18 protein-coding genes are annotated in these 18,177 nt (G+C 63.4%); 7 read left to right on the top strand and 11 right to left on the bottom strand.

Going from position 1 to position 18,177, the window contains the following annotated elements; translation table 11 throughout:
• The first annotated feature begins 58 nt into the window (after positions 1-58).
• Together GBJ34_RS09705 and GBJ34_RS09700 are read left to right on the top strand one after the other, a co-directional pair.
• The gene (locus tag GBJ34_RS09705; RefSeq protein WP_192931169.1) at positions 59-1,000 is read left to right on the top strand and encodes a flagellar hook-length control protein FliK; all 942 of its coding nucleotides are present in this window, start codon (positions 59-61) and stop codon (positions 998-1,000) included.
• Between the two features lie 10 nt (positions 1,001-1,010).
• Positions 1,011-1,670: a flagellar hook capping FlgD N-terminal domain-containing protein gene (locus GBJ34_RS09700; protein ID WP_151719059.1), complete on the top strand. Its 660-nt coding sequence runs from the start codon at positions 1,011-1,013 to the stop codon at positions 1,668-1,670.
• A gap of 11 nt (positions 1,671-1,681) precedes the next feature.
• Here GBJ34_RS09700 and GBJ34_RS09695 read toward each other — a convergent pair whose 3' ends face one another.
• The 7 genes from GBJ34_RS09695 to GBJ34_RS09665 form a co-directional block, all read right to left on the bottom strand.
• A complete protein-coding gene (locus tag GBJ34_RS09695) occupies positions 1,682-3,034 on the bottom strand; it encodes an FGGY-family carbohydrate kinase (protein ID WP_151719058.1) in 1,353 nt (450 codons plus the stop codon).
• Entirely contained in the window at positions 3,031-3,345 is a 315-nt protein-coding gene (gene rhaM / locus GBJ34_RS09690; protein WP_226341112.1) for an L-rhamnose mutarotase, read from the bottom strand. The genes GBJ34_RS09695 and rhaM overlap by 4 nt, the downstream gene beginning before the upstream one ends.
• Positions 3,345-4,331, bottom strand: coding sequence for an ABC transporter permease (locus GBJ34_RS09685; RefSeq protein ID WP_151719056.1), 987 nt, complete (start codon positions 4,329-4,331; stop codon positions 3,345-3,347). Before GBJ34_RS09685 ends, rhaM begins: the two co-directional genes overlap by 1 nt.
• A complete protein-coding gene (locus GBJ34_RS09680; RefSeq protein ID WP_151719055.1) occupies positions 4,328-5,293 on the bottom strand; it encodes an ABC transporter permease in 966 nt (321 codons plus the stop codon). Before GBJ34_RS09680 ends, GBJ34_RS09685 begins: the two co-directional genes overlap by 4 nt.
• 1 nt (position 5,294) lies before the next feature.
• Positions 5,295-6,815 carry a sugar ABC transporter ATP-binding protein gene (locus GBJ34_RS09675; RefSeq protein WP_151719054.1) on the bottom strand — a complete coding sequence of 507 codons (1,521 nt, stop codon included), beginning with the start codon at positions 6,813-6,815 and terminating at the stop codon, positions 5,295-5,297.
• A gap of 76 nt (positions 6,816-6,891) precedes the next feature.
• Complete coding sequence (rhaS, locus tag GBJ34_RS09670; RefSeq protein ID WP_151719053.1) at positions 6,892-7,884, bottom strand: rhamnose ABC transporter substrate-binding protein; 993 nt, start codon at positions 7,882-7,884, stop codon at positions 6,892-6,894.
• A 54-nt stretch (positions 7,885-7,938) separates the two neighbouring features.
• On the bottom strand, positions 7,939-8,748 hold the full coding sequence (locus GBJ34_RS09665) for a DeoR/GlpR family DNA-binding transcription regulator (RefSeq protein WP_151719052.1): 810 nt from the start codon (positions 8,746-8,748) through the stop codon (positions 7,939-7,941).
• 190 nt (positions 8,749-8,938) lie between these two features.
• Between GBJ34_RS09665 and GBJ34_RS09660 the strand changes: the two genes are divergently transcribed.
• Both GBJ34_RS09660 and rhaI read left to right on the top strand, forming a co-directional pair.
• Positions 8,939-11,041, top strand: coding sequence for a bifunctional rhamnulose-1-phosphate aldolase/short-chain dehydrogenase (locus GBJ34_RS09660; RefSeq protein WP_151719051.1), 2,103 nt, complete (start codon positions 8,939-8,941; stop codon positions 11,039-11,041).
• Between the two features lie 7 nt (positions 11,042-11,048).
• Positions 11,049-12,329 carry an L-rhamnose catabolism isomerase gene (gene rhaI, locus GBJ34_RS09655; protein WP_151719050.1) on the top strand — a complete coding sequence of 427 codons (1,281 nt, stop codon included), beginning with the start codon at positions 11,049-11,051 and terminating at the stop codon, positions 12,327-12,329.
• Between the two features lie 42 nt (positions 12,330-12,371).
• On the opposite strand, the gene cysW is transcribed toward rhaI, so the two are convergent.
• The 4 genes from cysW to GBJ34_RS09635 are packed head-to-tail and all read right to left on the bottom strand — an operon-like array spanning position 12,372 to position 16,144.
• On the bottom strand, positions 12,372-13,202 hold the full coding sequence (cysW, locus tag GBJ34_RS09650) for a sulfate ABC transporter permease subunit CysW (protein ID WP_404811417.1): 831 nt from the start codon (positions 13,200-13,202) through the stop codon (positions 12,372-12,374).
• Positions 13,202-14,059: a sulfate ABC transporter permease subunit CysT gene (gene cysT, locus GBJ34_RS09645; RefSeq protein ID WP_151719048.1), complete on the bottom strand. Its 858-nt coding sequence runs from the start codon at positions 14,057-14,059 to the stop codon at positions 13,202-13,204. The genes cysW and cysT overlap by 1 nt, the downstream gene beginning before the upstream one ends.
• The gene (locus GBJ34_RS09640) at positions 14,056-15,048 is read right to left on the bottom strand and encodes a sulfate ABC transporter substrate-binding protein (protein WP_151719047.1); all 993 of its coding nucleotides are present in this window, start codon (positions 15,046-15,048) and stop codon (positions 14,056-14,058) included. Before GBJ34_RS09640 ends, cysT begins: the two co-directional genes overlap by 4 nt.
• 28 nt (positions 15,049-15,076) lie before the next feature.
• Positions 15,077-16,144 (bottom strand): sulfate/molybdate ABC transporter ATP-binding protein, encoded by a 1,068-nt coding sequence (locus tag GBJ34_RS09635; RefSeq protein ID WP_151719046.1) that lies wholly within the window; start codon positions 16,142-16,144, stop codon positions 15,077-15,079.
• Between the two features lie 330 nt (positions 16,145-16,474).
• On the opposite strand from GBJ34_RS09635, the gene GBJ34_RS20525 reads away from it, so the two are divergent.
• Genes GBJ34_RS20525 through GBJ34_RS09630 form a run of 3 tightly spaced genes read left to right on the top strand, consistent with a single transcriptional unit; the run spans position 16,475 to position 18,159 of the window.
• Positions 16,475-16,648 carry a hypothetical protein gene (locus GBJ34_RS20525; protein WP_192931168.1) on the top strand — a complete coding sequence of 58 codons (174 nt, stop codon included), beginning with the start codon at positions 16,475-16,477 and terminating at the stop codon, positions 16,646-16,648.
• A gap of 15 nt (positions 16,649-16,663) precedes the next feature.
• Positions 16,664-16,822: a hypothetical protein gene (locus tag GBJ34_RS20520; RefSeq protein WP_192931167.1), complete on the top strand. Its 159-nt coding sequence runs from the start codon at positions 16,664-16,666 to the stop codon at positions 16,820-16,822.
• A complete protein-coding gene (locus GBJ34_RS09630; protein WP_151719045.1) occupies positions 16,819-18,159 on the top strand; it encodes an FAD/NAD(P)-binding protein in 1,341 nt (446 codons plus the stop codon). The genes GBJ34_RS20520 and GBJ34_RS09630 overlap by 4 nt, the downstream gene beginning before the upstream one ends.
• Positions 18,160-18,177: the final 18 nt, after the last annotated feature.

Raw genomic sequence — 18,177 nt, 5'->3', positions numbered from 1 at the left:
CCGCCCCCAGCCGGTATCCGCCCCCCCTCCGTCGAAGCCGGAGGAGGGCGAGGAGGAGATGATCGATTTCTCTGCCTTCGTCCCGGAGGCGGAGGACATCCCGCAAGACCCCGCGCAAGGCGCGCCCGAGACGCCTTTGTATATTTTGGCCGTGGCGTCACAAACCACCGATGGCGACACAGCTGATGACGTCACCGGCAAAGCAAAACCCGAAGCGACAGGCCGGATGCAGCCCCCCGCGCCGGACGCCCCCCCCGAGCCGAAGGTCGATCGCCCCCCCGATCCAGCTGCAAAGACCCAGACTGCAATATCCTGTGATGGCGGGCCGCAAGCACCCCACCATGACGAGACCGCAGAGCTTTGGCGCATGGTGCAGAACCTGCGGGCAACCGCGCGCGATGCCCCGCAAGTGTTGCCGCAGACGCAGCAGAACCCAGCGCCGGCCGACACGCCTTCGATGGACCTGCCTGCGCTGGAAGGGGGCGCGCAGGAGGTGGTGGCGCGCATCGCGCCTGATGTGAACAGTCCGGGCGGTATCGATCCGGCGACCCTTACGGCGATGACACCCAGACTGGTCTCGGACCAGATCCTGGCGGCTCTGCGCCCGCATCTTGCGGTGCTTGCCGGTCAGATCCCGCCTCCGGCCCGGCCCGATACGATGGCAGTCATCGCCGCTGAGCCTGATCGGGTTGAGATCCGGCTTGATCCGCAGGAGCTCGGGCGGGTCCAGATCACCCTTGAGACCGAGGGCGATTCGCTGCGCCTCATGATCACGGTGGACCGGCCTGAAACCCTCGATCTGCTGCGCCGCCACGCCGATATTCTGGCGCAATCCTTGCAGGATTCAGGTTTCAAAGGGGCGCAGCTTGATTTCTCAGGCGGGCAGAAACAAGACGCGCCGGAAGGCCAAGTTTTTGATGCCCCGCCCACAGACCAGAACGCCGCAACGCCGCTGGCCGGGGCCGCAGCCCTGGTCAGCGGGCTCAACCTTCTGATGTGAAAGGTCTGCGATGGACGTGACGCAAACGACCAGCCCGCTTGGCGGCGGCCCTTCCGCCACGGCGCAGGGCAGCGCGGCCCTGACCACGGATTTTGAAACCTTTCTGCGATTGATGACCACGCAGCTGGAATTTCAGGATCCGCTGAACCCTGTGGACAGCACCGAATATCTGTCACAACTGGCCAGCTTTTCCGCGGTGGAACAGCAGACCCGCACCAACAAGATCCTGACTGCGATGCAATCCAGCTTCAACATGTTCGGCATGGCCCAGATTGCCTCCTGGGTCGGCAGCGAGGCGCGGGCGCAGATGCCCGCGATGGTCGAGGATGGCGGGGCGGTCACGCTTTATCCGCAGATCCCGGTCAAGGCCGATCAGTCGGTACTGCTGGTGCGCGATGGTGACGGAAAGCTGGTCAGCCGGGTCGATATCGCGGTCAATGCCACCGAGTTTGAATGGGAGCCGAAGGACGCCACCGGCAATCCGCTGCCCGATGGCATGTATAGTCTCAGCCTGGAAAACCACGCCGACGGGGTAGAGATCGACCCGACCGGGGTCGAACTTTACGGCCGCATCACCGAGGTGCAGGGGCTGGAGGGTGAGATGGTTCTGGTGATGGAGGGCGGGCGAAAGGTGGCCTCCACCGCGATCACCGCGTTGCGCGGGGGATGACGATCCCCCGCCTAGATCTGTGCCTGCCAGCGGGCGGCATAGGCGCGCAGCGCATCCACCTCTGGTGGTGCGGCAATGGTCGCCGTCGGCACAGTCGCTGCCGCCTCAAGGCAAAGCAGCGCCGCCCCGACAGAGGTCCCGGTGGCAGAGGCCGCGATCTCCACCCCTTCGGGACGCAGCGCCGTCAGCATCGCCAGATAATCCGGATTGCGGGCAAAAGGGCCCTCGATGATCGTGGCCCCGCGCGCACCAATCAGACGCAGGCAGGTGTCGGTCATAAGGGCCAGATACCAGGACAACGCGACCATGCGCGCGCCTGCACCCGCAGGCTCGGCCAGCCAGCGCATCTTGCGGCCAGGGAAGGGCCCCGAGGCTGGCTCCACCGCAGGCAGGATCATGCTGCCTGCGGCAAGCACGGCGGCGCGGTCGGCCTCGACCGCCACCGCATCGCTGCCCGCACGGATCAGCTCGAACTCGCGCCCCCCCATGAAGCGGGCCGATGGCACGGCATCACCAAGCGCGTTCACATTCACCAGCACATCCCGGGTCGGATCCAGCGCCACAGCGTCGCCCCCTACCGCCATGGCCACCACCCATGTGCCGGTGGAGACCACCGCAAACGGCACATCACGGCCCAACACATAGGGATAGAGCGAGGCATTGGAATCATGGATGCCGACGGTCACCGGCGTATCGGCGGGCAGCCCGGTTTGCAGCGCCAGTTCCGGGCGCAGCTGCCCGATCACTTCGGCAGAACGGCGGGCTGGGGCGATACGCCCCGCCAGCCCAAGCTGATCCACCAGACCGGAAAACCGCTTCTCCCACGGATTCCAGAGGTCGGTATGGCAGCCAAGTGAGGTCACATCCGTCGCCATCTGCCCGGTCAGGCGAAAACCCCAATATTGCGGATAGGTCAGGACATGGGCCAGCCGCGCGTCAAGCCCGGGCTGGGTTTGCAAGAACCAATGCAGCTGCGCGCCCACATTCAGGCCCATCGGCAGGCGCGCCGACCCGGTCTCGGCGAAGGCCGGGCGGATCGCATCATAGTCTGCGGTCAGGTCATCCGGACCGGTATGCTCATAATCCAGCATCGGCGCGGCCAGATCGCCCGCCGCGTCCAGCAGCACACAGGATGCGCCATGGGTCGTGACCGAAATCGCATCGATCCCATGGGCCGCATGAAAGGCCGCCAGATGCTGCAGGAAGAAAGCCCAATGCCCTTCCAGATCGAAATGCGGATAGGGCGGACCGGCCAACACGCGGTTGGGGCGGGTAACCACGGCAATCTCGCGCAGGTCATCAGCACCGACCAGCGCAAGTTTGGCATTGGTCTTGCCAATATCGATGACGGCGATGTGCTTCATGGCAGGTGGAACATTGGCACCAGCGGCACCGCCACCGGCTCATTGTCGGGATGGGCCGCCATGACATCGGCCATATGCGCCCACCAGCGTTGCATCACCGGATGGGCGGGCAGATCCGCCATGCCGTGATCCTTGCGCCGCCACAACACGCCGAACAGCGCATTGGTCTCGGGATCAAGGTGGATCGAGTAATCCTCAACCCCGGCCGCTTTCAACAGGCTCACCAGCTCCGGCCAGATCTCGTCATGGCGGCGGCGATATTCGGCCTCCATCCCGGGATTCAGGGTCATGCGGAAGGCATATTTTTCCATCATTTCCTCCACATCGCCCAGAGGCGCGGCAGGGCGATCACCCCGATCAGCAACAGGCCCACGATGATCGACATCACGATGCCTGGCACATTCAGCAGGCCAAGGCCGAAGGTCACCAGCCCCATGACCAGCGCCGCGATCACCACGCCTGGGATCGAGCCGGAGCCGCCAAGGATATTGACGCCGCCCAGCACCACCATAGTCACCACCTCAAGCTCGAACCCGGTCGCGATGGAGGGGCGGGTGGATCCCAGACGCGACGTCAGGCAGACGGCGGCAAGGCCGCTCATCACCCCTGTCAGCAGGAACAGGATGAAGCGGACACGGTCCACCCGGATGCCGGAAAACCGCGCGGCGGTCGCGTTGTTGCCAATGGCATAGACGGTGCGGCCAAAGCTGGTGCCATGCAGCAGCAGGCCGAACATCACGGCGAGGGCGGCAAACAGCGCCAGTTCGACACTGAACACCCACCAGACATAACCCTGCCCGAACCAGCTGAAATCACTGGGGTATCCGGTGAAAGCCCCGTCGCCCAGCACGATATAGCTGATGCCGCGGAACAGGCTCATGGTGCCGATGGTAACCACGATCGAGGGCAGGCCCATGCCCGCAACCAGCAGCCCGTTGAAGGCACCACACAACAGCCCGGTGCCAAGGCCAAGCCCGACCAGCACCCAGACCGGCGCGCCCGCCATCATCGCAACCCCCATCACGGTGGAGCACAGCGCGATGATCGAGGCGACCGACAGGTCGATATCGCCCGCGATGATCAGCATGGCCATGGCAAAGGCGATCATCGCCTTTTCGGTGAAGTTGAAGCTCGCATCCGACAGGTTCCACGGATCGAGGAAATAGGGCGAGGCGATGGAATTGGCGATGAAGATCGCAATCGCCACCGCAAGCAGCAGGGCTTCCCAGCTTTTCAGGCGGCGCGCCAGCGGCGAGGCAAGGCGGTCGGGGATCTGACGGGGGGTCGGGGTGCTCATGCGCGATGCTCCGCCTGTTTCAGAATGATGCGCCCCTTCGGGCCCTGCCCGCGCGCATTGAAGGCGATGGCGATCAGGATCGCGGTGCCGGAAATCGCCATCTGCCAGAAGGGCGAGATGCCGATGACGGGCAGCGCGTTCTTGACGATGCCAAGAAACAGCGCGCCCAGCAGGCAGCCGGTCACCGAACCGGCGCCGCCTGCAATGGCGATACCGCCGATCACACAGGCCGCAACCACATCCAGCTCAAACCCGCCCGCGATATCGACATAGGCCACGGCATAACGCGCAACCCAGAGGTAACCCGCAAGCCCGGCCAAGGCTCCCGACAGCACGAAGGCCACGAATTGGGTCCGCCCGACCGAAATGCCGGTATAGACGGCCGCATGTGGATTGCCACCAACGGCATAGAAGGCGCGGCCAAGCGGCGTGCGGTTCACCAGCACGGCCACGGCGATCACAGTCAGAATCGCGATCCACCCCATCACCGGCAGGCCAAGAATGCTGGTGCGCGGAAAAGCCTTGAAACCATCGGTCATCTGGTGGGCATTGATCCATTTGCCATCGGTCAACAGGAAGATCACGCCGCGATAGATGGTCATCGTGCCCAAGGTCACCACGATGGAGGGGATATTGACCTTCCAGACCAGCAAACCATTCACCGCGCCAAGGGCAGCACCAAGCGCCAACACGATCAGCAGGATCAGCGGCAGCGGCACACCCATGCCGTTCAGCATAGCGGCGATCATGCCGCACAGCGCCAGATTGGCCGCGACCGACAGATCGATACATTTGGTCAGGATCACCACCATCTGGCCAAGCGCCAGAATGATGAGCGGTGAAGTATCGGTAAAGACCCGGGCCAGATTGCCCGGCAGGATGAAGGCCGGAAAGCGGCTGGCAATCACCGCCAGCAGCGCCAGAACGGCCAGGGCCAGAATGGCCTCACGCGATTTCCACATCTTATGCGGCCTCCTCGATGCCCACGGCGGCGCGGACCAGATTTTCAGGGGTCATGTCGTCACCTGCAAATTCGGCGGCGATCCTGCCTTCGCGCATCACGATCACCCGGTCGGACATGCCCAGAACCTCGGGGATTTCCGAACTGACCATGATGACAGCCAAGCCTTGGGCAGCCAGTTCCGACATGAAGTCATGCACGGCCGCCTTCGATCCGATGTCGATGCCCTTGGTGGGTTCGTCCAGGATGATGACGCGCGGGCGGGTGGCCAGCCATTTGGCGATGACCACCTTTTGCTGATTGCCGCCCGACAAGAGCCCCACATCCTGATCCAGACTTGCCGCCCGCAGGTCCAGCCGCTGGGTATAGTCACGCGCCAGCGCAAATTCTTCGGACAGGCGCAGGAACCCCGCGCGCGAAGTGCGATGGAGCGAGGGCAGCGTGACGTTCTGGAAGATCGGCATCCCCTTCACCGCGCCCTGACGGCCGCGATCCTCGGGGACATAGACGATGCCCGCCTCGACCGCTTCGGCGGTGGTGCGGATCACCTGAACCTGACCGGCGATCCGGCAGGCCCCGCGTGAAGGTTTGGTGATGCCGAACAGCGCCTGCATCACCTCGGATCGGCCGGCACCGACCAGACCGTAAAAACCCAGGATCTCACCTTCATGCAGGGTGAAACCGATATCCTCGAACTCGGTCGGGTGGCTGTAGCCCGCAACCGTCAGCACTGGCTTGCCGATCTGCGACGGGCGCTTGGGATAGATCTGGTCGACCGAACGGCCCACCATCAATTGCACCAGCCGGGCCTCGTTCACCTCGGCCATGGTGCCGTCTTCGATGAACTGGCCATCGCGGAACACGGTCCAGCGATCGGCGATGCGGAAGATCTCGTCGAACTTGTGGCTGATGAACAGGATCGCCTTGCCCTGCGCCTTCAGCGTCTCGACCAGTTCGTAAAGCTCATGGATTTCCTTATGCGACAGGGCGGCGGTCGGCTCGTCCATGATGACGACGCGCGCATCGACCGACAGCGCCCGTGCAATGGCGACAAGGTGGCGCGAGGCGATGCCAAGATCGCGCAGCCGCGCTTTGGGCGACAGATCCGCCCCGATGGAGGCCAGAAGGCGCGCAGCCTCGGCCTCCATCCGGCGGGTGTCGATCAGGCCAAAGCGCCCGCGCGGGGCATGGCCGATAAAGATATTCTCGGCCACCGTCAGCTCATCGAACAGCACGGTTTCCTGATGGATCGCGGTCACACCCGCATCGCTGGCCGCCTGCGCGGTCGGAAAGCGCAGATCCTGCCCGCCCACGGTGATCGTGCCCTCATCGGGCTGATAGATGCCGGTCAGGATCTTCACGATGGTGGATTTGCCCGCGCCATTCTCGCCGATCAGGGCGGTGACCTGTCCGGGGTAAAGATCCAGTTGCACGCCATTGAGCGCGCGCACACCGGGAAAACTTTTGGAGATGCCGCGAAGGCTCAGCACCGGGGTCGTGCCGGAAGCGGATTGCGCCTGCATGGGTCAGCCCTGCGATTTGAGAAGGGGAAGGCCCGGCCGGAAAGGCGGCCGGGCCAGAACGCAACGGGTCCGCCGATCAGAAGATCGAAGAGAACGCGTCGATGTTCGAAGCATCATAGGTGAAGGGGTCTGCCATGGCGCCTTCGGTGTTTTCGTCCAGCTTCACGGTGCCCATGCGGCCCATCGAAATTTCGGCACCTGGTTCGGCCTTGGCGTCACCATTCGACAGGTGATAGGCGATCATCGTGGCCGAATAGCCCAGATCGATCGGGTTCCAGATCGCGAAGGATTTGGACGCGCCCGATTTCACATGGCCCGCCATTTCCGACGGAAGGCCAAGGCCGGTGACATTCACTTCACCGATCTTGCCCGCGTCGGTCACCGCCTGTGCGGCGGCCACGATCCCGACCGAGGTCGGCGCGATGATGGCTTTCAGGTTCGGATAGGTCTGCAGCAGGCCTTGGGTCTCGCGATAGGATTTATCTGCAAGATCATCGCCATAGACGGTTGCCACGACATTGATGCCCGGATAGTTCGGCAGCACCTTGGTGGCCTCTGCCATCCAGACATTCTGGTTGGTGGAGGTGGTGGTGGCCGACAGGAAGGCCACATCACCGCCTTCGGGCAGGTGATCGGCGGCCAGCTTGACGATGGTATTGCCGATCAGCGACGACGAAGACGGGTTCAGCTGCATCAGGCGGCCTTCCTTGGCCACGCCCGAATCCCAGGAAATCACGGTGATGCCGCGATCCATCGCCTTTTTCAGCGTCGGCACCAGCGCATCGGTGTCATTGGCGGAAACCGCAATCGCATCGACCTTCTGCGCGATCAGGCTGTTGATCACCTCGATCTGGCCTTCGGCGGTGGTGTCGGTCGGGCCGGTATAGATGATCTCGACATCGCCCAGTTCCTTGGCGGCCTCCTGCGCGCCCTTGTTGGCGGCCTCGAAGAAGCCGATTCCAAGCGCCTTCACGACCAGCGCGATGCGTTTGGTTTCGGCATGTGCGCCGCCCGTCATCAGCGCCGTGGCGATTGCCGCCGTGGTCAGTGCCTTCGTCAGAATGCCCATGTATTCCTCCCTGAGCGTTACCCCGTTCCTCGCGGGGTGCGGTGTGGTGCCGCGTCAGTCTTGCTGCGCGCGGGTCTTGCGGTCCGAGGCGGCAACCTCGGCCACGATCAGCCGCACCTCCGCCGCCGCCAGCATATTGGCCGCACGGTCGTCGATGCGATCATCGGTAATCACGGTATGGATCCGCGTCAGCGGGCAGAGCAGCAGGCTCGACCGTTGGGCGAATTTGGAACTGTCGGCCAGAACGACCAGTTCATCGGCCTGACCGATCAGCTTTTGTTCGGCCTGGATCAGCAGCGGATCGCCTTCCATCAGGCCAAGCGGGCCAAGACCCCGGCAGCCCATGAACATGCGCTTGGCGTAGAAATGCTTGCTGCCATCCTCGTCAAAGGGCGACAGGATGATGTTCTGCTCACGATACAGCGCGCCTGCAGGCAGCATCACGGTGTTCTTCGAATGCTTCAGCAGATGTTCGGCAATCGGGAAGCTGTTTGTGAAGACCTGCACGCGCTTGGTGGTCAGCGGATGCACCATCTGGAAGGTCGTCGTGCCGCCATTGATGATGATCGCATCGCCATCCTGACACAGATCGACCGCCGCGCGGGCAATCGCGCGCTTTTCGACCGCATGGATGCTTTCCTGCACCGCAAAGGGCCGGGCATTGATGCCGACAAAGCTGGGCGGGGCGATGGCTTCGGCACCACCGCGCACCCGGCGCAACTTTTTCTGAACATGGAGTTGCGCGATATCACGCCGGATCGTCGCCTCCGAGGCGCCGGTCAGCTGGCACAGATCGGGCACCGTGACGACGGGCCGCTCTTGCACTGCGGACAGAATGATCCTGTGGCGTTCAGTTTCGTGCATCTGGTCCTCCCTGGGATGAAGATTGTGTGGGGATTCGATCATTGTCAATCATTTTCAATCGCAGAAACTCATTCTGCGCCTGCATAATGATTGATATTGATCGAAACTGATTGACATTCCGTCGCGGGGCCGCATGATTTCGCAGCAAGGAGGCGCGGCAATCCCGTCCCGCGCGAGACTGGAGGACACCATGACCACGAGCCCCGCCGCGAGCCGGCTTGAAAACCTGTGGGATGACGCCAAGGCCGCGTCGATGACCGAATCCGAGAAGCTGCTCTATCGGTCCAACCTGCTGGGGTCGGACAAGCGCGTCACCAATTATGGCGGCGGCAATACCTCGGCCAAGGTGATGGAACGGGACCCGCTGACCGGCGAAATGGCCGAAGTGCTTTGGGTCAAGGGCTCGGGCGGTGATATCGGCTCCATGAAAATGGACGGCTTTTCCACGCTTTACATGGACAAGCTGCGCGCCCTGAAAGGCAAGTATCGCGGTCTGGCCTTTGAGGATGAAATGGTGGGCTACCTGCCGCATTGCACCTTCAACCTCAATCCGCGGGCCGCCTCCATCGACACGCCGCTTCATGCCTATGTGCCGAAGAAACATGTCGATCACGTCCATTCCGATGCAATCATCGCCATCGCCGCTTCGGTCAATTCCAAAGAACTGACCGAAGAGATTTTCGGCACAGAAATCGGCTGGCTGCCGTGGAAAAAGCCGGGCTACGAGCTTGGCCTCTGGCTGGAAAAGCTGGCGACCGAAAACCCGGGAATGCGTGGCGCGGTGCTGGAAAGCCATGGTCTGTTCACCTGGGCCGATGACGCCAAGGATTGCTATCTGACCACGCTGGAAATCATCAACAAGGCGGCGGGCTGGCTGGAAGCCAGGACCGCAGGCAAGCCCGCTTTCGGCGGTGCCAAACTGCCGACCCTGCCGGCAGACGAACGCCGGGCCGTCGCCGCCAAACTGATGCCGGTGATTCGCGGCCTGATCTCGAAAGACCGCTACAAGGTGGGCCATTTCGACGATCAGCAGGCGGTTCTGGATTTCGTCGGCTCCCATATGCTGGATGATCTGGCACCGCTCGGCACCTCCTGTCCGGATCACTTCCTGCGCACCAAGATCCGCCCGCTGGTCGTCGCCTTCGATCCGGCCAACCCGGATCTGGAGGCCACGCTTGCCAGCCTTCCGGCCGCAGCCGAGGCTTACCGTCAGGATTACGCCGCCTATTACGACCGCTGCAAGCACGACAACTCCCCCGCCCTGCGTGACCCGAATGCCGTGGTCTGGCTGGTGCCGGGCGTCGGCATGATCACCTTCGCGCTGGACAAGGCCACCGCCCGCATCTCGGGCGAGTTCTATGTGAACGCGATCAATGTGATGCGCGGCGCAAGTGCTGTCAGCACCTATCAGGGCCTGCCGGAGCAAGAGGCCTTCGATATCGAATACTGGCTGCTTGAAGAAGCCAAACTGGCCCGGATGCCAAAGCCCAAGGCGTTGGCCGGTCGCATTGCGCTGGTCACCGGCGGGGCGGGTGGCATCGGATCAGCCACCGCCGAACGCCTGCTGAAAGAAGGGGCCTGCGTCGTGCTGGCCGATATCGACGGCAAGGCGGCGGCGGATGTCGCGGCGGGCATGGCCAAGGTCTTTGGTGCCGATGTGGTGCGTTCGGTTGCGATGAACGTGACCAGTGAAGATGATGTGATCGGTGCCTATGCCCATGCGGCGGTCGAACTGGGCGGCGTCGACATCCTGGTGTCGAATGCCGGGATCGCCTCTTCCGCCCCGGTCGAGGAAACCAGCCTCGCGCTGTGGAACAAGAACATGGATATCCTGTCGACCGGATATTTCCTGGTCTCGCGCGAGGCGTTCAAGGTTCTGCGCGCCCAGGGCATCGGTGGGTCTGTGGTCTTCGTGGCCTCCAAGAACGGTCTGGCGGCCTCGCCCAATGCCTCGGCCTATTGCACCGCCAAGGCGGCTGAAATCCATCTGGCGCGCTGCCTCGCGCTGGAAGGGGCCGATGCGGGCATCCGCGTGAATGTGGTGAACCCCGATGCGGTCTTGCGCGGCAGCAAGATCTGGTCGGGCGAATGGCTGGATCAGCGCGCCTCCACCTACAAGACCGACAAGGAAGGCCTTGAGGAGATGTATCGCAACCGCTCCATGCTGAAGCGGTCGGTCCTGCCGGAAGACATCGCCGAAGGCATCTATTTCTTCGCCTCCGATCTGGCCGCGAAATCGACGGGGAATATCCTCAATGTCGATGCGGGCAACGTTCAGGCCTTCACGCGGTAATCATCTCATGACCAAGATCGACACCTCCCTCATCGAACAGGAAAACGCCGCCCGCGAGGCCAATCTGCGCGCGGATTACGAAACCCTTGGCGCGCAACTTGCGCGCCGGGGCGTGGATATCGAGGCGATCACCGCCCGCGCGAGCGCCTTTGGCGTGGCGGTCCCCAGCTGGGGCACCGGCACCGGCGGCACCCGCTTTGCCCGTTTCCCGGGCGAGGGCGAGCCGCGCAACATCTTCGACAAGCTGGATGATTGCGGTGTGATCCACAAGCTGACCGGGGCCACGCCCACGGTTTCACTGCATATCCCGTGGGACAAGGCCGATCCGGCCGACCTTCTGGCCAAGGCGGCGGAACACGGTCTGGGGTTCGATGCGATGAACTCCAACACCTTCCAGGATCATGCGGACATGCCGCTCAGCTTCAAATATGGGTCGCTGTCCCATAATGAGGCGACGACGCGCCAGCAGGCCATCGACCACAATATCGAAACCATCGAAATCGGCGCCAAGCTGGGATCGAAGGCGCTGACAGTATGGATCGGGGACGGCTCCAACTTCCCGGGCCAAACCTCGCTGTCCAAGCAGTTCGATCGCTATCTGGAGTCGATGAAGGCCATCTACAAGGCACTGCCCGATGACTGGCGGATCTTCTCGGAACACAAGATCTACGAGCCCGCCTTCTATTCGACCGTGGTGCAGGACTGGGGCACCAGCCTGATGATCGCGCAGGAACTGGGCGACAAGGCCGCCTGCCTTGTCGATCTCGGCCACCACGCCCCGAATGTGAACATCGAGATGATCGTGTCGCGTCTGGTGCGCGCGGGCAAGCTGGGTGGTTTCCACTTCAATGATTCGAAATATGGCGACGATGACCTGGATGCAGGCACCATCGAACCCTACCGCCTGTTTCTCGTGTGGAACGAGCTGGTAGATCTGGAAAACACCCCCGGCCTCAACCTCGCGCATATGATCGATCAGTCGCATAACGTGACCGATCCGATCGAAAGCCTGATCGTGTCCGCCGTCGAGATCGAGCGCGCCTTTGTGCAGGCGAGCCTGGTCGACCGTACCGCACTTGGCGGTTATCAGGATGCCAATGACGCGCTGATGGCCTCGGCCACGCTGCGGGCAGGCTTCCGCACCGATGTGGAGCCGATCCTCGCCATGGCGCGTCTGCGCAAGGGTGCGGCGATTGATCCGGTCGCGGCGTATCGCGCATCTGGCTATCGCGCCGCGGTCGCGGCGGTGCGGCCCAAGGTCAAGGGCGGTGGCGGCGGGATCGTCTGATCCCGTCCCCCAGAATATTAGAATAAAAGGATGCGGCGGGGATCAACCCCGCCGCATTTCCATAAGCGTCTTCATCACCAGGACCACCAGCGCGATCAGCGTCAGCATGGTCGCTGCGGCAAAGGCCCCGGTCACGTTCAGATCGTTGAACAGCAGTTCGATCTGCAAGGGCAGCGTGTTGGTCTGGCCCCGGATATTGCCGGACACCACCGACACCCCGCCAAATTCGCCGACCGCCCGCGCGCCGCACAGCACCGCGCCGTAAAGCAGCGCCCAGCGGATATTGGGCAGCGTCACCCGGCGGAAGACCTGCCAGCCCGAGGCCCCAAGCGTCAGCGCCGCCTGTTCCTGTTCCGACCCTTGCGCCTGCATCAAGGGCAGCACCTCGCGCATCACGAAGGGCGCGGTGACAAACAGCGTCACCATCACGATGCCGGGCAGCGCGAACAGGATCTGCATGTCATGCGCGATCAGCCATGGCCCGATCAGCCCCTGCCGCCCGTAAAGCAGCAGGTAACAAATGCCCGCGATGATCGGCGAGATTGAAAACGGGATCTCGATCAGCGTCAGCAGCAGCTTGCGCCCGGGAAAGGTGAAGCGCGCGATCAGCCAGGCGCTGGCAATACCAAAGGCGATGTTCACCGGCAGAACCAGCACCGCAACCAGCGCGGTCAGGCCGATTGCATGAAGGGTGTTGGGCTCCAGCACGTTCGCGGCAAACAGCCGCCAGCCCTCGGCGAAGGCGCGGTGAAAGATATAGGCCATCGGCACCACGACAAAGATGGCGGTCAGCGCCAGCGCGACACCGATCAAGAGGCGCGGCACAAACTGGCTGGCACGCGGGGCCAGCGCGCCGGGGGGCGGGGCCTGCATCATGATCCGCCCCCTTTATAGCGCAGCGCCTGCGCCTGCATCAGATTGGATACCGCCAGCAACAGCAGCGCGATCAGCAACAGCATCAGCGCAATGACCGAGGCACCGTTATAGTCGTATTCCTCCAGCCGGATTACCGCGAGAAGCGAGGCGATCTCGGTTTCCATCGGCAGGTTTCCGGCGATGAAGACCACCGCGCCAAACTCGCCCAAAGATCGGGCGAAGGACAGCGTGACGCCGACCAAGAAGGCGGGCAGGATCGCCGGAAAGATCACCCGGCAAAAGATCGTGAACGGATGCGCGCCAAGCGTGACGGCGGCCTGTTCATATTGCGGGTCCAGATCCTCCAGCACCGGCTGCACAGCGCGGATCACGAAGGGGATGGAGGTGAAGGACATCGCGACCGCCACGCCCCAGATGGTGAAGACGACCTTGATGCCCAAAGGCTCCAGCAGGGCACCATACCAGCCATTGGTGGCAAACAGCGCCGAAAGCGCCAGACCCGCAACGGCGGTCGGCAGCGCGAAGGGGATATCCACCATCGCATCCAACAAACGCTTGCCGGGGAAGTCATAGCGCACCAGCACCCAGGCCATCAGCAGGCCATAGACCGCGTTGAACACCGTGGCCATGGCCGCGGCGGTCAGCGTCAGCTGCAGGGCCGCCATGGTGCGCGGCGCGGTGGCAATCGCGAAAAAGCGCGCGGGGCCGATCTCGGCCCCTTTCAGCACCAAGGCGATGACAGGCAAAAGCACAATGACGCCGAGGTAAGTCAGCGTCATGCCCATGGTCAGGCCAAAACCGGGAAGAACCCGCTTCGACCGTCTGGTCGAAGCGGGCGCGTTTACAGGGGTCATTGGTTCACGAAGACCGTATCAAGGATGCCACCTTCGGCGAAATGTTCGGACTTCACCTTGTCCCAGCCACCGAAGACATCTTCGACCGTGACCAGCTTCACTTCGGGGAAGTTCGCGGCGAACGCGGCTTTCGCGGCCTCGTCATAGACGCGGTAGAAGTGCTTCGCGAGGATCTGCTGACCTTCCGGGGCATAGAGGAAGTCGAGATAGGCCTTGGACACAGCCTCGCTGCCGGCTTTCTTGGCGTTTTCAGTCACGATGGCGACCGGGAATTCCGAGAACAGCGACAGCGACGGCGTCACGCGGACAAAGCCCTTATCGGCATATTCCTTGGCGATGCCGCCGGTTTCGGCCTCAAAGGTGATGAGGACGTCACCGATTTCCTTTTCGGCGAAGGTGACGGTAGAGGCGCGGCCGCCCTGATCGAAGACCGGCACATGCGAAAACAGGTCTTTCACAAATTCCTGCGCCTTTGCCTGATCGCCACCGTTCTTGTCCAGAGCATAGGCATAGGCCGCCAGATAGGTATAGCGCGCATTGCCGCTGGTTTTCGGGTTCGGGAAGACGACCTGCACGCCGTCTTTCACCAGATCATCCCAGTCCTTGATGCCCTTCGGGTTGTCCTTGCGGACCAGGAAGGCAGGCAGCGAGTAGTAGGGCGAGGCATTGTTGCCAAAGGCCTCGCGCCAATTGGCATCAACAAGACCGCCCTCGGCCAGCACGTCGATATCGGTCACCTGATTGAAGGTCACCACATCGGCTGGCAGGCCTTCCAGAATGGCGCGCGCCTGCTTGGATGATCCGCCATGCGACTGGTCGATCACCACGTCATGGCCGCTTTCCGCCTTCCATTTGGCGGCGAAGACCGGGTTGATCTCGGCAAACAGCTCACGCGCCACGTCATAGGAGACGTTCAGGATCTTGTCTTGCGCGACGGCGGGCGCTGCAAGGCCAAAAGCCAGCGCAGCAGCAATCAGATAGGTTTTCACGAGGAGTGCTCCTTCTTCGAATTCGGGATCAGGCGGCGTGGGCGATCGCGCGCGGTGCGGCCTGTTGGAAAATCTGCCCCGCCTCGGGGCGCAGCAGGACGGTCTGTCCCACGGCAAGGTTCTGGCCGAGACGGCGGGGGGTCTCGACCTCGATGCTACAATCCGCCGGACCTTCCAGCCGCAGCCGGAGCAGCGCGCCGGTCGAAGACAGTTCCGTCACGCGGTAGGACCCGCGCGGATCGGGCACCAGCCCGATATCGGCGGGCCGCAGGAACAGGGTCGCGGGGCCATCGGGGTGCGCGGGCAGCGTCAGGGCAGATATGTCCAGCCCCTCGGCCTCGATCCGTCCGCCGCGCACGACAACCGGCAGTTCCACCGTCAACCCAAGGAAGCGCGCGACAAAGGGCGTGGCCGGGTTGTCGTAAATCTCGTCGGGGCGGCCGATCTGCTCGATCCGGCCCGCACCCATCACCACCACGCGGTCGGCAAGCTCGAACGCCTCCTCCTGATCGTGGGTCACGAAGATGGTGGTCGATCCGGTGGCGTCATGCACCTCGCGCAGCCAGCGCCGCAGATCGCGCCGCACCTGCGCATCCAGCGCGCCAAAGGGCTCATCCAGCAACAGCACCTCGGGATCGATCGCCAAGGCCCGGCCAAGCGCCACGCGCTGCCGCTGCCCGCCTGACAGCTCCGCCGGGAAACGATAGGCGAGCGCGTCGATTTGCAGGAAATGCAGCAGCTTTGCCACGCGTCCGGCAATATCCGCCTCGGCCGGGCGTTGCGCCGCAGGCAGCACCCGCAGGCCGAAGGCAATGTTTTCGCGCACATTCATATGCGGGAACAGCGCGTAATGCTGGAACACGAAGCCCGTGCGGCGCTCCTGCGCCTTTTTCGCCAGCCAATCCTCGTTCGATACGGTCAGTTGTCCGGCATCGGGCCAGTCCAGTCCCGCGATGATCTTCAACAGCGTGGTCTTGCCGCTGCCCGAAGGCCCGAGCAGCGCGACCAGTTCGCCGCTGCGGATTTCCAGATCAATGCCCCGCAGGACTTCGGTCTGGCCAAACCGGCGCGTCAGATTGCGGATCGTGATCGACATGGATGCTATCCCATTGCTTCAGGCGGCGACCATAGACAGAGGGGTGGAGGTGCCGCAAGGAAACGGAACAAGCAATTTTTTCTCCCGAAAGAGAATATTCTTCTACGGAATGGCATTTTCCGCCGCCTCTGGTTGCGTCACGCGCAATGCCGGGCCCGATGCGCCCGGACATGACAAGACCGCCCGACGGGGCCGTTTCTGCCCAGGCCGGAATGGTCTTCCACAGGGGCAGCCTGCAACGATGACATCGTTCTCCAAACCGGGGGCAAAACAGGACACTTAATCACGACACTGATTGTAGAGTTTAATTGCAGACTCAGAAGGTGCTCCATGATCGAATCACAGGTTTCCCCTGCCCCCGACCGCCGCGTGGCAAAACGCCTGCCTGCCGGGGTGCTGTTCCGTCATCCGCCACGCCTGCGCGACTGGCTGTCGCTTTCGCTGGCGGCGGCGGCCTATGCCACGCTCGTGGCCCTTGTCATCTCTCCTTCCAGCTTTCTCTGACGAAAGGTGCGCACCATGTTCGACGGACGCTTTGATTCCGATTTCGCAGAGATCTTCGCCAAGGCCGGCCTTGATGTCGGCGCGCGCGAACCGGGCCCCGACCTGATCGCATTGCTGCGCCGCGCCCTGAAGTCGCTGAAGTCGCTGAAGTCGCTGAAGCGGTGTCGCCCATGAATGATCAAAGCCACGCCCAGCTTCATGCCCTTGTCATTGGCGGCGGTGCCAGCGGTGTTCTGGCGGCCTTTCACCTGCTGCGCGCCAGCCCGCGCAGCCGCGTGACGCTTGTGGAACGCAGCGACAGGCTGGGCGCAGGCATCGCCTATGGCAGCCCCGATCCTGACCATCTGCTGAACACGCGAGTGGTGAATATGAGCGCGCTGCCCAATGACCCCGACCATTTTCTGCATTGGTTGCAGGCCGACGGGCAGGACAAGACGCCGGGCTGTTTTGTCTCGCGCCAGACCTATGGCCGCTATCTGGAAAGCTTGCTGGATCCGTGGCGCGGCAGCAGCCGGCTGGTAATCCTGCAGGGCGAGGCGATCCGGCTGGTCGAGAGCCGCCCGCGCCGGGTGACGCTGCACTTGGAAGATGGCCGCCGCGTCAGCGCCGATCACGCGCTGCTGGCCACCGGCCATGCCCGTCCGCGCCCGACCACCCATCTGGAAGATGCATGGGAAACGCCCGGCCAATTGCCGCGCGCGGGACGTGTGGCCATTCTGGGCACCGGGCTGTCCATGGTGGATCAGGTGATTTCCCTGCTGAAATCCGGCCATCAGGGCGAGATCCTCGCCATGTCGCGGCGCGGACTTTTGCCGCAGGTTCACCACGCCGGTCAGCCGCGCGCGATCCAACTGGCTGCGGTGCCACTGGGGGCCCAAGCCTCCGAAATCCTGCGCTGGCTGCGGCTTGAGGCCCGCGCGGCCGAGGCCGCAGGCGGCACTTGGCGCGATGCGGTGGACGGGTTGCGCCCCTATATCCGTGCGCTTTGGTCCAGCCTGCCGGTCGCGACTCGCAGCCGCTTTTTGCGCCACGGTGCCGCTTGGTGGGAGGTGCATCGCCACCGTCTGCCGCCCGAAAGCGCCGCCCTACTGCAAGAGGCACAGGCGCGCGGGCAGTTGATCCTGCAACGTGGTGCCTTCCTAGACGCCACGCGCGAAGGCGACGGCGTGACGCTGCGCTATCGTCCGCGCGGCACCAAGGTTGTCGCCGGGTTGCAGGTGGCTGCTGTCATCGATTGCCGGGGCATCCGCCGCGACCCCGAGGCCCATGCGACACCACTGGTGCAGAACCTGCTGGCTGATGGTCTGGCGCGGATCGATCCGCTGCGAATCGGGCTGGAAACCGACCGGCAGGCGGCGCTGGTCGATGCCCGTGGTCTGGCATCCCCGATCATTCATGCCGTCGGCCCCACCGCCCGCGCGGCCCTGTGGGAAATCACCGCCGTGCCCGATATCCGCAGCCAATGCGCCGAACTGGCCGCGCGCCTGACCCAACCGCATCCGGCCTTCTGAGACAAACCGATCGGTCAG

The organism is Gemmobacter serpentinus, assembly GCF_008973825.1.
GTDB lineage: Bacteria > Pseudomonadota > Alphaproteobacteria > Rhodobacterales > Rhodobacteraceae > Gemmobacter > Gemmobacter serpentinus.
This window is presented reverse-complemented; position numbering and strand designations above follow the sequence as displayed.

What these genes read in the sequence shown, in the direction of transcription:
- rhaM (WP_226341112.1), bottom strand. Translation starts at nt 3,345, where the DNA reads ATGGAAAAATATGCCTTCCGCATGACCCTGAATCCCGGGATGGAGGCC.
- GBJ34_RS09660 (WP_151719051.1), top strand. Translation starts at nt 8,939, where the DNA reads ATGACCACGAGCCCCGCCGCGAGCCGGCTTGAAAACCTGTGGGATGAC.
- cysT (WP_151719048.1), bottom strand. Translation starts at nt 14,059, where the DNA reads ATGACCCCTGTAAACGCGCCCGCTTCGACCAGACGGTCGAAGCGGGTT.
- GBJ34_RS09665 (WP_151719052.1), bottom strand. Translation starts at nt 8,748, where the DNA reads ATGCACGAAACTGAACGCCACAGGATCATTCTGTCCGCAGTGCAAGAG.
- rhaS (WP_151719053.1), bottom strand. Translation starts at nt 7,884, where the DNA reads ATGGGCATTCTGACGAAGGCACTGACCACGGCGGCAATCGCCACGGCG.
- GBJ34_RS09695 (WP_151719058.1), bottom strand. Translation starts at nt 3,034, where the DNA reads ATGAAGCACATCGCCGTCATCGATATTGGCAAGACCAATGCCAAACTT.
- GBJ34_RS09680 (WP_151719055.1), bottom strand. Translation starts at nt 5,293, where the DNA reads ATGTGGAAATCGCGTGAGGCCATTCTGGCCCTGGCCGTTCTGGCGCTG.
- GBJ34_RS09685 (WP_151719056.1), bottom strand. Translation starts at nt 4,331, where the DNA reads ATGAGCACCCCGACCCCCCGTCAGATCCCCGACCGCCTTGCCTCGCCG.
- GBJ34_RS09630 (WP_151719045.1), top strand. Translation starts at nt 16,819, where the DNA reads ATGAATGATCAAAGCCACGCCCAGCTTCATGCCCTTGTCATTGGCGGC.
- rhaI (WP_151719050.1), top strand. Translation starts at nt 11,049, where the DNA reads ATGACCAAGATCGACACCTCCCTCATCGAACAGGAAAACGCCGCCCGC.
- GBJ34_RS09700 (WP_151719059.1), top strand. Translation starts at nt 1,011, where the DNA reads ATGGACGTGACGCAAACGACCAGCCCGCTTGGCGGCGGCCCTTCCGCC.
- GBJ34_RS09675 (WP_151719054.1), bottom strand. Translation starts at nt 6,815, where the DNA reads ATGCAGGCGCAATCCGCTTCCGGCACGACCCCGGTGCTGAGCCTTCGC.
- GBJ34_RS09635 (WP_151719046.1), bottom strand. Translation starts at nt 16,144, where the DNA reads ATGTCGATCACGATCCGCAATCTGACGCGCCGGTTTGGCCAGACCGAA.
- GBJ34_RS20520 (WP_192931167.1), top strand. Translation starts at nt 16,664, where the DNA reads ATGTTCGACGGACGCTTTGATTCCGATTTCGCAGAGATCTTCGCCAAG.
- GBJ34_RS09705 (WP_192931169.1), top strand. Translation starts at nt 59, where the DNA reads ATGATCGATTTCTCTGCCTTCGTCCCGGAGGCGGAGGACATCCCGCAA.
- cysW (WP_404811417.1), bottom strand. Translation starts at nt 13,202, where the DNA reads ATGCAGGCCCCGCCCCCCGGCGCGCTGGCCCCGCGTGCCAGCCAGTTT.
- GBJ34_RS20525 (WP_192931168.1), top strand. Translation starts at nt 16,475, where the DNA reads ATGATCGAATCACAGGTTTCCCCTGCCCCCGACCGCCGCGTGGCAAAA.